Here is a 14,556-nt window from a genome sequence, read left to right on the forward strand (position 1 = left end):
ATTTTGATTTTAAAAGCACGTTATTTTAACTAACTGTGATTTCCCAATTAGGAATATTTTCTATACTATATTTTATTTTAAATTTGCTCTTGTTTTGCAAGTTATATAGAGAAGTCAAGCAATACGGATTTGTAATTAGCGAGTCTTCATATTGTAGTTGAAAGACATCAAACACTTTGATGTAGGTATAAATACAGATATCAGGGGTTTCTTCATAATTTTCCGGAATAGGATACCACTTACTTTCAAAATAATATGAATCTACCACACCTTTATTTTTACTTTTGGTAAGAGAAAATAAGGTTTCAACAAATTTTCTTTTTGCATTTTGATTGATAAGATTAGCTACATGGTATGTGTTATTGTATTGGTTAAGAAATGGTTCTTTGGAAAAAAAAGAATACCCTAATGTTATACTAATTTCTTCAGGGATTAATATACCTCCTTCGATGAGTTGCGGAGCTAAATTTTGTGTTATAGCTACTTGTGGTTCTTTGGTTAGCGCATGAAACATTGTTTCTGTGATAATCATATGTAATGATTCATTTTTGCGATATTGGTATTGTGTAGCATCGGCAACAATGCAATTAGAAATATAGGTTTCATAACCTAATTCGATAACGATCTGTTTTATTGAATCTATTGAAGCTTGGTTAATATCTAATAAAGTGATATTAATATTATCTGGCTCAAAGAGAGAGAGTAAGGGTAATAATAGAGGCGCATATGGTCCACAGCCAGCATAAAGGATATTTAACTCTTCATTTGGGAACTTTTTTTTGCATTCGATAATGGCATTATAAACCCCTCTTAAAAAAGAAGCGGTCCTTTTATAATCATGGATACAATCTGCAGCATTTTTTTTTGAAATAGCAATTCCATTTTTTAGAGAAATATCCCCCTGATTATCTTCCTTCAAAGGAAAACACGTATAAAAATTATAGAGATCCAGAATAGATTCTGCATCCTTTTTTTTGGACGAGAATAATAACTTTTGGGTTATGTTGTATATTTTTTTGACTCTTTTTGTCATTATAGTTTTTGTGATATGCACAAAGAGGAGGTGCGCTACCTCTTTGTGCTTATTTTTAATTTCGTGAAGGAAAAATTCCCTGTAAACATATGATGTAGTATATAGATAAAAAGGGCTGCATGTTGTTTACAGCTTGATTTCCTCCTGTATTTCCTGTTACTACAGAGTTTGCATTTAAAGTTACATCTGGAGATGCTGTATTAAATCCAGCTGTAGCGTTAAAAGATCTTCCTGATCCTGTTCCCGGAGTTGCAATTGAAGCTCCATTGGTCGCTTCATTTTGAGTAGAATTTCCTGAACTAACTTTTACAGCTCCATTATGATTATGAGAAGGTATTTGGGTAACGTTTAAAATATTAATGGTTGAACCACCTTTTTGCCCTTCTCTATATGTAGGAAGTCCAGCTCCCGTCCCTGGGTTAATAGGTACGCGTCCTCTTAGATCAGGTAGACCAAACGAGGTTCTGCCATCACCACCATATGTGGTTCCTAAAATTGAAAATAGAGCCTGGTTAGAATTAATAGCCAGTAGTTGCCCTTCACAAAATGCCCAAGTTCTTGGTGCAAAATTACCCGCAAACATGCGAACTTCTCCGATTGTTCCTTCCATAAAATATTAGTTTTAAATTTGATACTATTTGTGTTTGAGTGATACTGTTCTGTTTTTAGTTTCTTGATGGAAAAACCCCCTGTAAACATATGATATAGTATATAGACAAAAAGGGCTGCATGTTGTTTACAGCTTGATTTCCTCCTGTATTTCCTGTTACTACAGAGTTTGCATTTAAAGTGATGTCAGGAGATGCAGTATTAAATCCAGCTGTAGCGTTAAAAGATCTTCCTGATCCTGTTCCCGGAGTTGCAATTGAAGCTCCATTGGTCGCTTCATTTTGAGTGGCATTTCCTGAACTAACTTTTACAGCTCCGATATGATTATGAGAAGGTAATTGGGTTATATTTAAAACATTGATCGATGAGCCTCCTTTTTGTCCTTCTCTGTAAGAAGGTAAGCCAGGACCATTTCCCGGGCCAATAGGAACACGTCCTCTTAAATCTGGTAATGCAAAAGTAGTTCTTCCGTCTCCGCCATAAATAGTTCCAATAATTGAGAATAATGCAGTGTTTTGACTGATAGGTAATAATTGCCCTTCGCAAAGTGCCCAGGCTCTTGGTGCAAAATTACCCGCAAACATGCGAACTTCTCCGATCATTCCTTCCATAATATGTTGATTTTAAAATTTATAATTAGTTGTTTTGAATTTAGTTTTATATTGTGATATGTGTTTTAGGTGTTTGATGTAAGGTTGTCGTAAATAGATGCCCTTGTCGTATTCCTAGATGTACATATTTAGTTCCGGTTAGTGTACCTGCATCAGAGCTAATGATGTTTAATTTTATAAGTTTTCCATACTTACAGCATACATACAAGCCTTCTTGAGGATGTGCATGAATAATTTCTCCAGGTGTTTTTCCTAACAATGGTACTTGAGTGTCGACAGGAGAGACTTCTAGTATTTTTATGGGAGATCCTTGATAATAAGTAGTTGCTCCACCGTATTTGGGGTTACAGGCATTTACCAGGTTTTCAATCTCGACTGCTGTCTGTTTTTCCCAATTAATAGTGATTTGTAAGGAGGTTGGTCTTCTATTATAAAATGATAGTTCAGAAGGTTGAAGCTTGTAATTATTCGAATTTTGAACCAATTCAATAGCTTGCTCAGTTAAATTCTTCAATAAATAACTCATTTTAGAATTTACCATTCCTAACGTTTCTCCTGGGATAATAGAAACAGGGTGTTCTAAGAGAATTTTTCCGGTATCCCATTCTTCATCAATTTGATGTATGGTAATGGCGGTATTACTCTCTCCTTTTTTGATAGACCAGAATAGAGGATCTGGACCGCGGTTTTCGGGTAGTTTTCCGTAATGAATATTTAAAAAACCATGTTTGGGAATATGTATTACATTTTTTGGAATTTTTAATGAGAAACCACAAACTAATACTAAATCAGGAGATCTATCCAGTAGCCAATCTTTAAATTGGGTTGAAATGTTTTTATTATTAATAACAAAAGTCTCTATTCCTTCTTGTTTGATTAAATCTAAATAATTAGGATTTGATTGCTGAACAGTTGTTTCCTCTATACAAACCGCTTGCAAAGACTTATTTTGATATAAATGCTGATATAGCGCAATGCTAATCGGAAAACTTCCTATAAGTATAATTTTCATATTCATTAAATTCAACCAGTTTGATTATCTATCTATTTGTAAATGACGATAGTTGTTTTTTAATCTTCTATCTTCTCAAAGAAAACAGAAAGTTAAAAACCAGTCAATACGTATAATTACTTGATTTTGACAGATGTGTTAGCTTGAAATAGCTTAGAAATGCTTATTTGAAATTTGCAATAAATGGGGTAACTCATAACGTTTTTAGATACAAACTTTCTTACCATAAAAGTTTATTCAGGGGTAATTAGATAATTAATGAGCGTATTTTGCAATTTAGAATATCCGAGTATAAGTTTTGTATACTAAGATGTTGGATGTAACAATTACTGAAGGAAACATTTGTATGATGGTAGAATCCGTACCATTGATTAAAAAAATCGATTAATATTAATGTTTAGAACTTAAATTTAGTTAAAAAATAGTAACAAATCTTACTTTTAAACTGTTTTTTTTAGCTGCCGTATGATATACTATAGTAGATAATTAAGCTTATTTCAAATACATGCATTTTTTTTCGTAGTCAATAATTGCTTTACCTCTTTTAAGAATATCAGCTCCAATAATGCCATCTACAGGTTCTGCATGATGTGCTATTAGCGCTGCATTTACATGGTTAAGATCAAATAAAACAAGAGATATTCTTTTTCTTGACCAGCTTCCGATTTGTATGGTGTTTTTTTGTGAAAGTTGTGTTAGCATATCAGTAGCACCAGCTCCTGCAGCTTTTACATCACTATCCTGCGCAAAAAGAGAAAATTTATCTACAGCTTCAAACCCTACACAGGAGTTAGAAGCACCTGTATCGATTATAAAATTACCTTCTACATCATTTAATATTGCTTTAACTTCAAAATGATTTGTCTTTGTGAAAACTAATTTAATTCTGTGATATTCTTTTTGGTTTAAAAACTTTCGAAGTGTACTCATGCTTTATTTTGAAGAAACTTGGGTAAAAGTAGTATAATTAAAATAAATAAAACAATACCAATTTTATACCAAAAATAGCTTAAGGAATAAGGACGTTCAATCTCACCATAATATACAAATGCGGCCCAATAATAAGGTGATTTCTGAACATTAGAAATGCTTTCTGTATCCAGATAATCTAGCTTGGCAAGATGTATCGCTTTTGCCTTGGGAATAGAATGATTAAGATTTTGGTAAAAGTTTTTCATTACTGTAGCAGTAGTTTTGTCATTTACTTTCCATAATGAAAAAAGTATGTTTTCTACTCCGGCATAATGAAAACCTCTGCCAATACTAATAGGGCCTTCTCCTTTTGCTAATCTGCCAACACCAGTTTCGCAAGCACTTAGCACTACCAGATTTGCATTAAGCTGTGCTCCGTATAATTGATTAACCAGAATATCCCGATCCCAAAATTGTATAGAGGCTGGTCTAGAAAAACTTCCTGATTCGGCGTGTGTAGACAAATGAATGATATCATGTTCTTTTGCTAATTTAATAAACCGGTGATAAGTTGCTTGTTCGTTTTCTATAAAATCCCCGTTAAAATAGTATTGTATAGATTTGCTTTCGTTTTTTGAAAATGAGAGTTCTTTCTCTGTATTTTCAAAAACAGGGAATACACCCAGAACCGTTTTTTTCTGAAGGTTTTTGGGATTGGATCGCAAATACTTACCAGCCGAAATTTCATAACTTATTTCAGCAGACCTTACTAAAAAAGGCATTTTACTAAAATTTATTGAATTCGTCTTTTTTAATAATAGGGTCTCAAAAGGAATAAAACAAAGAAGACCATCGGGGACGATTAATAGTTTTTTTGGTTGCTTGGGGATTTTTAACACGTTAAAAAGCTCTGCAGCTTTTTTTGTGAATTCGGTTATGTCGCTGGTAATCATCGAAGCATTGTCGAAATAATGAACGTACTTTTTGATGATACTTTTAAAATATTCTGGATTTTCTATTTTTTTGATTTCAAAAGAATCTTGAGTGATTATAAATTGATATATGTTTTGGTTTCCATAAAAATATTCAATCAAAGTGATATGATTTTTTTTTAATTTTTTCTGAAGAGCCGGAATAGAAATATTGTTTTGATGTTGAAGTAGTTTGGGATAGGTATGACGAAGTTTTTTGAGTATTTCTTTAAGGGAAATAGATGTAGTGTCGTGAGCTGTAGTCCATTTTTGAATTTGATCAATACGAGCATCCTCGCCTTTTAATTTTTCTTTTAAAATTAGAGTCTCATAGGATGTTAATGCTGCATTAAGTCGATTTTTATTTGAGACCAAAGAATCGTTTTTGTATTGCGATAGTATTTTTTTGGATATCAAAGCTTCATTTACAAGAGGGGATTTAGAATGCTCGGCTGCCCGAAATGCTTGCATGCCATATTTTTCCTCTTTTTGAGTTTGGTGAATAGTAAAAAGAAGATCAATATAGGCTTCGGTTCTGTTTCTGTTTTGGCTGTGTTGAATGATCCGAGTGTCCTGAAGCGGATATACAATATTTAACTTTGAGTTTACATCAAAAGCTAAATCAAAGGCAGCTATCGCTAAAAGAGGTTTTTGGGTTTGTTGATAAATATAAGCATGAATATCTAAAGCTTTTAACAGAAGTCTATCTGCGATAAGATACTCTTTAGGTGGTAAATCGGTATTTGACGAATATCCCGGTAGGAGAGAGGTATATATTTCTTTCAGGTTTTTTTGAACTTCGCCAAATTCTGACTTGGATAATAAAATGTCGATATAAGCTAATTGCCATTTGACAGTAGTTCTAGCTGATGTATTTTTATTTTTGAGTAATTGAAATCTAGCCTGTTCAATGTGATTTTGAGCTTTTTTAAATTCTTTTTTCTCTAAAGCTGCTGCAGCAAGAATTTGATAAGCATTAATTTGGTTGGCATTTGTTGTAATTACTTTATTGGCAAAAGTTTTTGCTTTGTTATAGTCACCAGAATCCAGGTAATTTGTGGCTGTGTTTGTTAATAAATTGATGTTGTTAGGTTCAATGTTTAACCCTTTTTTGAGTATTTCGAGAGCTTTTGAATAATTCGCTTGATTATGATATACGATAGAAAGATTAGTGATCCCAGAAATAATTTTTGAGGTGTCCTTAGATTGCTCAGCCAGATATAAATAGCTCTTTATAGTGGTTTCGGCTTTGGGCAAATCCCCAACTTCTGTATAGATATTACCGAGTGGTTGTAAGCAATTTTCAATGATGTCATAATCGATTAATCCTTTTTCATAATATGTTTTCCAGGCAGTTTCATAATATAAAATAGCTGTTGGCTTGTCGTTAAATTGATTGTTGTAATACCCCAGATTACAGTTTACAATTACCCAAGCTAGCTGATCTGCTTTTGTATAAAGCTGATCTTTTTTGGGAGCGATCATTTTACTTAACCGTAGTGCTTCAGAATTCGACGGTTTTTGTATAAAGTGATCTAACTGATCATATAAAAACGTTGAGGTTTTTGTTTTTTGCTGTGCCTGTACGATTGGATTTCCTAACCACAGAGCAGCGATACATAGAAATGCTCTAAAACTTCCAAATACCATAGAATTGAATTTGAGAGTTTGGGCTATCAAAATTATAAACATATCTAACTCCCAGACTCGGTCCTATTCTTACAGCCCCCAAATTTATCCCAACAAAAACACCAGTCTGTATATTTGCAAAATCATCTTTGATTTCTTGTACTTCTGAAACATCAAGATCTTGATTTCGAATAATTTCTGGGGGAGTTGGGCCATTATTTCTAATAATCGTAAATCCTTCTCCTGTGGTTTCCTGATCATTTTTACTGGTAATATCCATTTTTAATTGGATTCCTGCTCCCATGGCAAAAAAGTTGTTGAAATTATAGCGAAATGACCCGGGAACCGCATAAATAGAAATGTTATTAAATGTATTCGCTTCTGAGAATTGAATTAGACTTTCGGTACCATTTGCATCTATAGAAGTAGTTTCAAAGTTTCGTAGTTCGTCATAAGAAGATGCAGATGCCATTAATTCTGCCTGATAATATCCTCTGTAGGATTTAAAAGGAGATAATGTTGCTCCAACAAAATACTCTTTTTGGTTATCTAGTTCGGGAACCATAATATATCCTGCTTTTGCACCTATAGAAATACCAGGCATAAACCGCGTAGTTGCATAGTTGGTGATAATAGGCTCGTTTTTGTCAAAATATATAGCAGTACGACTTTTGGTCTTTTTTTTATGAAAATCTTTGCCGAATTTCATAGAATATTTTACATATCCTTTGGTCGAATCTATTTCGGCTACATTCTTTTGTTGACTTCCGGGAAGATATATTCGATTAAACTGAAAAATGATCTTGTCTTTTTTTAGAATAGTATCAAGGCAACTGTAATTAACTTCTCTTTCTTTAGGGCAAATTGGGCATTCGGGATACATACCATCAATTTTTAATGTAGATTTGTCAAACATTTCCGGAGTGTCTACTGCTAGTTTTATAGTATTGGCAGGGCCTTCTCCGTTGTTTTGAAAACGTACTTTAAATTTGAGACGTTTAAAACGAACTAACCGATAGTTCATTAACCAACCATTAGAAGACATTTTATTGGGATCATGAGAAGTAACAATTTCCATTTCTGTATCCTTCACGGAGTGGTTGTCAAAATTTTCATCAGGGACATAAATACTTCTTAGTGTAACAATAGCACTGGTATCTTTGATCATTTCGGGTGTTGTTTTTAGAGTCCTGAAAATGTTTCGTTCTTCACCAGGTTGCATATCATTAAATGCAATTACCTGATAATTGCGATACAATGATTTGGACTCTTCTAATGTAAGTGGAAGGTTTTTTCTTTTTGTAGTATCCTGAACAAATAATGTTCTATTTTGTAGTGTGGTATGAGTTGAAGAAGCTAATAAAGTATGATCGTCATTTTGAGAGAGCCTTTCAGAAATAATTGGTAGCGGAATAATTTTTTCCCCATGATGTAATCTGGTATCTTCCAGAATAAAGTTGTCATTTTTAAATTGATTATCATTATAAAACAAGTATAATTTACCATTAGAAATGTAGTTATTGGTATTTTTGTAACTTGTTATAAATACCATTTCCTGATCAGGAATAGGTTCACGATTTCGTTTCAGAATTAAATCATCATCTTCAATAAAAGGGGAATTAGGGCCTATAGAAGCTTCATCTGATGCATCACTCACAGTTATTGATTTTGGCCTACTTGTAGGTGGTTTCCCATTATCATAATTATTAGTTGCCCAAAGTTTGGCTTCGTATGTTCCTGAAGAAGCATATCGATGTACAGGCTTTTCTTTAAAACTATAATTACCATCACCAAATTCCCAATAGTAGGTATAAAAAGCTTTGGGAGCACCAGCAATTTGATTTAAAGGTGGCATTTCTGCTCCATAAACTACTTGGTTTCCATTAATTTCATGAGATATAGGTGCGATTCTAGGTATGGTATCGTTGGTTAGTATTTGTCCAATACACAGAAATGGAAATAATACAGTACAGTATAAGATGATGTAGCCCCTCATGATTTGTTATTAGTAGTTACTAAAGATAAGTAAAAAGTTAAATTAGAAATATTAACAAAAATATTCCGAGAGATTACCTCCCGGAATATATACTGGAATTTGCCGTAACCCCCGCTAACTAATTTACATATTCCAGTATGATTTTTGATTTATGGTAACCCATTTATTAATGCTATTAATTCGGCTTCGGTACCTGTAGTGGTAGATCCAATTACTTCTACGTGATCTTCTGTTATCGTTGCACCCTGGATTGCATATGTATACTCACCATCCTGAACAGATACAAATATGAAATGTACTTCTAATCCGATAGGAATTTGCCCGTAATGCTCAGAGAATAATTCGGTTTCTTCAATATAGGTATCTAATAATGCTAATGCAGTTGGTTCACCATCATAAGACACATATATATTGCAATTTGTGTTGTCATATCCTTCAGGAGCGTCTACATAAATAACAGTTTTTGGTCTAGGGTCATTATACCAACGATCAATATTAGTCCACCCAAAATTATTAATGAAACCAGAATATCCCGTTACTCCTGTTCCATTAGGTCCTTCTCCTTGACCAAGATCAATATCTCCTTCCTCATTTTCTTCCCAAACAACATCGCAATCTATTACATCGCTGTCACAACCATTTTCATTAGCTTTAAACAACCTCATTTCAGGGTCAAAATCTTCATTTGGCGAAAAAATATCAAATCCACTTGCAAGTTGCAGTTGATTTCCATTCTGTTTTGCATTTATGAAAAATTCTCCAGCAGATTTTAAAGTTTCAATATTACCATTTGGACGTTTACCATTGGTTGGCATTTTGGTGAGTAGCATTTTTGCTTTATCATAGATTTCTATTAATTCAATAGTAACACTTCCGCTAACGGGATCGCCATTTTGATCTAAAAAACTATTGGGGAGAAAATGGAGCTGTGTACCTTCTTCTCCGTACATATACCCTCCCGATTCAGCATTCATTGCAAAAGTCTGCATTGCTCCTTCACGGTTGTCCTTAATTGCTTTTTGCAGCTCTATTCCATTTATGATTTTTTCGATACTAATATCATTATCATCATTTTTACAACTTCCTAATAAAAGAATAGCTAAGCTTAAAAGTAAAAAATTCATCATCGCTTTTTTTGCATTCCTACTATTCTTCGGTACTGCAATCGTTCTATTTGATGTTTTCATAATTTTCGAAATTTTATTGTTTACAACATCAGATCAATAGCTTTGATTTTTTGTTACCCTTATCTTGATAACTTTTTTTAAATTAGTCGCTTATATTCGCTATTTATGGGAAATACCAAATTTCATTCTGATCAGAAATACATTGAAGCTCTTTTGAAGAATGATACAGTAATCTTAACCGAGATTTATAATAAATTCGCTCCGAAAGTAGTTGGGTATATAAAAAATAATAGTGGAGATGAGTCCAGAGCTCAGGATATTATTCAGGAAACTTTAATCACTATTTATAAACAGGCAAAAGAGAAAGGACTACAACTTACCTGCCCATTTGATGCCTATTTCTTCCTGTTGTGTAAACGTAAATGGTTGAATGAATTAAAAAAGCATTCTAATAATCAGGTAACAATTAATGAAGAGATTGTATCTATAGACGACGAGAGTGTTCGTTTTGCAGAAGAAACCGAGATTTTTAATGCAAAACATGAACTTTTTAAAGAGATGTTTGACCAATTAGGTAAAGCTTGTAGAGAATTATTAAAGGTAACTTTTACTACAAAATCTATGGAAGAAGTGGCTTTAAAACTAGGGCAGTCCTATGGGTATGTTCGTAAGAAAAAGTCTTTATGTATTGGTCAGTTAACAAAACTTGTTCAAAACACTCCTAAGTTTAATAAAATAAAGAATTTGTTATGACCCCAGAAGAAAAATATGAGCTGTTTGATCGGTTCTGTAGCAACGAACTCTCTGCTACCGAAGAAAAAATGTTAACAAAACTGATTAGTGAAGATACATCTGTTGCAGAGGAGTTTAAACTATATCAAGAGTTAAATTCACATCTAGATACACGTTTTACTTCAGAAAAAGAGGAAGAAGCATTAGAAGGTAATTTGAAAACGATTGGAGATCTACACTTTAATAAGAAAGCAACTAGAAAAGAAACCAAAGTGATAAGAATGCCCGTTTGGGCATATGCTGCGGCTGCAAGTGTAGCTGTAATTTTTGGCGTATACTTTTTTGGGCAAAGTAGCCCTGTATATAGTGATTTTGCAAATATTCCCGAATTATCAATTACAGAAAGAGGAAGTGCAGAAAAGGATAGTAAGAATGCAGAACATGCCTTTAACTCAGAAGATTATGCTGGAGCAGAAAAGTACCTGTTGATATTGTTGTCAAAAGATGAAAATAATGTAGAATATCAATTCTATTATGGACTATCATTATTAGAACAGGATAAGTATGTAGAAACTACTCAGGTTTTAGAGAAACTGTATCAGGGAAACTCTGGATATAAATATAAGGCATTATGGTTTGAAGCACTAAACCAACTGAAACAAAAAAAATATGATCAATGTGCTACATTGTTAGAGAATATTCCCGAAGATGCAGAAGATTACACTAGGGCTCAGGAATTATTGAAAAAAATGTGATGTTTTGTAATCTATTAATTTGTTTTCTGTAAAGCGAATCTTAAAATAGTTTTAGCAAAGAACTTATATCTAGAAGTGAAAAGATACAGTTCTATAACTTAGAATTAAAAGCTGAAAAGAGCTCAATAATAAAAGCAATAGATTGCTGGCTGGTATTAACTCTAATTTAATACTTTTGCGGCATGATACTAACCGATACCCATACTCATATTTATAGTGAAGCCTTTGATGAGGATCAGGATGAAATGATGCAACGTGCTATAAAAAATGGGGTGACACGCTTTTTTGTTCCAGCTATTGATTCTACATATACCAAAGCTATGTATGCAATAGAAACCAAGTATCCAGAACATGTTTTTTTGATGATGGGATTGCACCCTACCCATGTAAAAGAGAATTACAAAGAGGAACTTGTGTTTGTAGAGAATGAACTTAAAAAACGTTCTAATAAGGAGGTCGACAAAAATTTTTATGCAATAGGGGAGATAGGTATAGATTTGTATTGGGATAAAACTTTTTTGAAGGCTCAACAAGAAGCTTTTAAATATCAAATCCAATTGGCAAAAAAGCACAAGTTACCTATAGTAATACATTGTCGCGAAGCTTTTGAAGAAGTTTTTGAAGTATTAGAATCAGAAAAAAGCGACGACCTATTTGGGATTTTTCATTGTTTTACAGGAACCATAGACGACGCCCATCGAGCTATAGGGTATAATATGAAATTAGGAATAGGAGGTGTCGTTACTTTTAAAAATGGTAAAATAGATAGATTTTTAGATCAGATTTCATTAGATCATATTGTACTGGAGACAGATGCACCTTATTTGGCACCAACCCCGTATCGAGGTAAACGTAACGAAAGTTCTTATTTACTTAATATTTTAGAAAAACTCTCAGATATATATCAAAAACCTATAGAAGAAATAGCTGCAATTACTACTAAAAACTCTAGCGATATATTCGGTATCTAGACCAATAAAATATAATTTAATTTTCGTTCATTTGCCATATGAATACTTCGCCAAACATATTACTTATTTATACCGGAGGAACCATTGGGATGGTAAAAGATTTCAAGACAGGTGCCCTGGTAGCTTTCGATTTCGATGAGTTGTTATTAAACATCCCAGAACTCAAACAATTAGATTGTAATATCAATACCATTAGTTTTGAGAAGCCTATTGATTCTTCTGATATGAATGTTGATCGATGGAAAGAATTGGGAGATATAATTAATGATAATTATAAAAAATATGATGGATTCGTTGTTTTACATGGAAGTGATACGATGTCCTATACAGCATCGGCGATTAGTTTTATGTTTGAAAACCTGGCTAAACCTATTATTTTTACAGGTTCTCAATTACCAATAGGCGATCTGCGAACCGATGCAAAAGAGAATTTGATTACTGCAATTCAGATTTCGGCATTACAAGAAAAAGGAAAGCCTGTAATTACAGAAGTAGGGCTCTATTTTGAATATAAATTGCTTAGAGCTAATAGGACTACTAAGATTAATGCAGAACATTTTGAAGCATTTCAATCCCTTAACTATCCATCTTTGGTAGAATCTGGAGTGCATCTTAAGATCAATACTTCTTTTTTACTAACGTGTAGTCGGCGAAAAAAGATGGTATATCATACTCATTTTGATAATAATGTTATTGTCGTTAAGATGTTTCCGGGGATTAATGAGAATATTTTGAAGAGTATTTTCTCTTTAGAAGCTATAAAAGGAGTGGTTTTAGAAACATATGGAGCAGGTAATACAACTACAAAAAAATGGTTTATCGAGATAATTTCTGATCTTATCCAAAAAGGAATACCAGTAATTAATGTTACACAATGTATAGGAGGAAGTGTAGAAATGGGTAAGTATGATACTAGTATTGCACTAAAAAAAGCAGGTGTTATTTCGGGAAAAGACATTACTACAGAGGCTGCAGTAGCAAAATTGATGTATTTGTTAGGGGAAAAATTACCCCTTAAAGTCCTCAAAACCATTTATGAAACCTCTCTTCGCGGCGAAATGTCAGAAAATTAACGCCTCAAATTTCAATAGTTAACATTTTTTTTGTTATTTGCCCATCCTTATTTTTTTGGGGGAAAACCAAGAGAGGTGGCCGAGTGGTCGAAGGCGCACGCCTGGAAAGTGTGTATACGTCAAAAGCGTATCGAGGGTTCGAATCCCTTCCTCTCTGCATTATTATCAATTTTTTAATAAATTTTATATTATTTTTATATCTTTAACCCTTTAACTAATTAAAATTAAGAATCAGCGCAATGAAAAGATTATTTTCTATTCTGGCAATCGCAGCAGTAATGACTTTTGGAAACTTACAAGCATCTACTGCACCTGCCCAGTTATTAACGGCAAATGTGCAATTATTAATTGCTCCTATAACTAATACGACAACAACTCAAGAAGAAGCAGTATCCGAGGCTACTACAGATGAACTATCTTTTCATCAAAACCTTAAAAGACGTTTTATCGAAGGAGGCCCTCAATTTATGGGTATCGTACTTTTATGTTTGATCTTAGGTCTTGCGATAGCAATTGAAAGAATTATCTTTTTAAATCTTTCTACAACAAATACTAAGAAACTACAACAAAATGTAGAAGATGCATTAAATAGTGGTGGTATTGAAGCAGCAAAAGAGGTGTGTAGAAATACAAAAGGACCTGTTGCATCAATTTATTATCAAGGTCTTGATAGAGCAGACGAAAGTATAGATGCAGCAGAGAAATCAGTTGTAGCATACGGAGGTGTTCAAATGGGACAATTAGAGAAAAATGTATCGTGGATATCATTATTTATCGCTCTTGCTCCAATGCTTGGATTTATGGGAACGGTAATTGGTATGATTACAGCATTTGATAAAATTGCGGCTGCAGATGATATGCAACCTTCTCTTGTAGCAGGTGGTATTAAAGTGGCACTTCTTACTACTGTATTTGGACTTATTGTTGCAATTATTCTTCAAATATTCTATAACTATATCGTTGCAAAAATTGATAGAATTGTAAATGATATGGAAGATGCTTCGATTACTTTAATCGATATTTTGGTAGATTACAAGAAAAAGAAATAATTGATGTTTCTAATAAAAATCTGATTTATAAGATTTTTAATTTACACTTTTATTTAATTACGGATTACGTGTTGTG

The 14,556-nt window shown here is 33.1% G+C and carries 13 protein-coding genes and 1 tRNA gene; 6 read left to right on the forward strand and 8 right to left on the reverse strand.

Annotation, left to right across the window (positions count from 1 at the left end):
- Positions 1 to 25 precede the first annotated feature (25 nt).
- From NNH57_RS20310 to NNH57_RS20345, 8 genes are all read right to left on the reverse strand, one after another.
- The gene (locus NNH57_RS20310) at positions 26 to 1,033 is read right to left on the reverse strand and encodes an SAM-dependent methyltransferase (RefSeq protein ID WP_108807951.1); all 1,008 of its coding nucleotides are present in this window, start codon (positions 1,031 to 1,033) and stop codon (positions 26 to 28) included.
- A 55-nt stretch (positions 1,034 to 1,088) separates the two neighbouring features.
- Positions 1,089 to 1,643, reverse strand: coding sequence for a phage tail protein (locus NNH57_RS20315; protein WP_108807950.1), 555 nt, complete (start codon positions 1,641 to 1,643; stop codon positions 1,089 to 1,091).
- A 55-nt stretch (positions 1,644 to 1,698) separates the two neighbouring features.
- Positions 1,699 to 2,253 carry a phage tail protein gene (locus NNH57_RS20320; protein ID WP_108807949.1) on the reverse strand — a complete coding sequence of 185 codons (555 nt, stop codon included), beginning with the start codon at positions 2,251 to 2,253 and terminating at the stop codon, positions 1,699 to 1,701.
- A gap of 46 nt (positions 2,254 to 2,299) precedes the next feature.
- Entirely contained in the window at positions 2,300 to 3,265 is a 966-nt protein-coding gene (locus NNH57_RS20325; protein ID WP_159099223.1) for a methionyl-tRNA formyltransferase, read from the reverse strand.
- A gap of 492 nt (positions 3,266 to 3,757) precedes the next feature.
- Positions 3,758 to 4,195 carry a retropepsin-like aspartic protease gene (locus NNH57_RS20330; protein ID WP_074409559.1) on the reverse strand — a complete coding sequence of 146 codons (438 nt, stop codon included), beginning with the start codon at positions 4,193 to 4,195 and terminating at the stop codon, positions 3,758 to 3,760.
- The gene (locus NNH57_RS20335; RefSeq protein ID WP_159099222.1) at positions 4,192 to 6,798 is read right to left on the reverse strand and encodes a CHAT domain-containing protein; all 2,607 of its coding nucleotides are present in this window, start codon (positions 6,796 to 6,798) and stop codon (positions 4,192 to 4,194) included. Before NNH57_RS20335 ends, NNH57_RS20330 begins: the two co-directional genes overlap by 4 nt.
- The gene (locus NNH57_RS20340) at positions 6,779 to 8,773 is read right to left on the reverse strand and encodes a PKD domain-containing protein (protein WP_108807946.1); all 1,995 of its coding nucleotides are present in this window, start codon (positions 8,771 to 8,773) and stop codon (positions 6,779 to 6,781) included. Before NNH57_RS20340 ends, NNH57_RS20335 begins: the two co-directional genes overlap by 20 nt.
- A 149-nt stretch (positions 8,774 to 8,922) precedes the next feature.
- Positions 8,923 to 9,960 (reverse strand): hypothetical protein, encoded by a 1,038-nt coding sequence (locus NNH57_RS20345; protein WP_108807945.1) that lies wholly within the window; start codon positions 9,958 to 9,960, stop codon positions 8,923 to 8,925.
- 105 nt (positions 9,961 to 10,065) lie between these two features.
- Between NNH57_RS20345 and NNH57_RS20350 the strand changes: the two genes are divergently transcribed.
- The 6 genes from NNH57_RS20350 (at position 10,066) to NNH57_RS20375 (ending at position 14,480) form a co-directional block, all read left to right on the forward strand.
- The gene (locus tag NNH57_RS20350; RefSeq protein WP_074409562.1) at positions 10,066 to 10,653 is read left to right on the forward strand and encodes an RNA polymerase sigma factor; all 588 of its coding nucleotides are present in this window, start codon (positions 10,066 to 10,068) and stop codon (positions 10,651 to 10,653) included.
- Positions 10,650 to 11,387 carry a tetratricopeptide repeat protein gene (locus NNH57_RS20355; RefSeq protein WP_074409563.1) on the forward strand — a complete coding sequence of 246 codons (738 nt, stop codon included), beginning with the start codon at positions 10,650 to 10,652 and terminating at the stop codon, positions 11,385 to 11,387. Before NNH57_RS20350 ends, NNH57_RS20355 begins: the two co-directional genes overlap by 4 nt.
- A 182-nt stretch (positions 11,388 to 11,569) precedes the next feature.
- On the forward strand, positions 11,570 to 12,358 hold the full coding sequence (locus NNH57_RS20360; RefSeq protein WP_074409564.1) for a TatD family hydrolase: 789 nt from the start codon (positions 11,570 to 11,572) through the stop codon (positions 12,356 to 12,358).
- A gap of 38 nt (positions 12,359 to 12,396) precedes the next feature.
- Positions 12,397 to 13,431, forward strand: coding sequence for an asparaginase (locus NNH57_RS20365; RefSeq protein WP_074409565.1), 1,035 nt, complete (start codon positions 12,397 to 12,399; stop codon positions 13,429 to 13,431).
- A gap of 69 nt (positions 13,432 to 13,500) precedes the next feature.
- A tRNA-Ser gene (locus NNH57_RS20370) sits at positions 13,501 to 13,588 on the forward strand.
- A gap of 82 nt (positions 13,589 to 13,670) precedes the next feature.
- Positions 13,671 to 14,480 (forward strand): MotA/TolQ/ExbB proton channel family protein, encoded by an 810-nt coding sequence (locus NNH57_RS20375; protein ID WP_025668049.1) that lies wholly within the window; start codon positions 13,671 to 13,673, stop codon positions 14,478 to 14,480.
- Positions 14,481 to 14,556 lie beyond the last annotated feature (76 nt).

This window comes from Aquimarina spinulae, from assembly GCF_943373825.1.
GTDB classification, from domain to species: domain Bacteria; phylum Bacteroidota; class Bacteroidia; order Flavobacteriales; family Flavobacteriaceae; genus Aquimarina; species Aquimarina spinulae.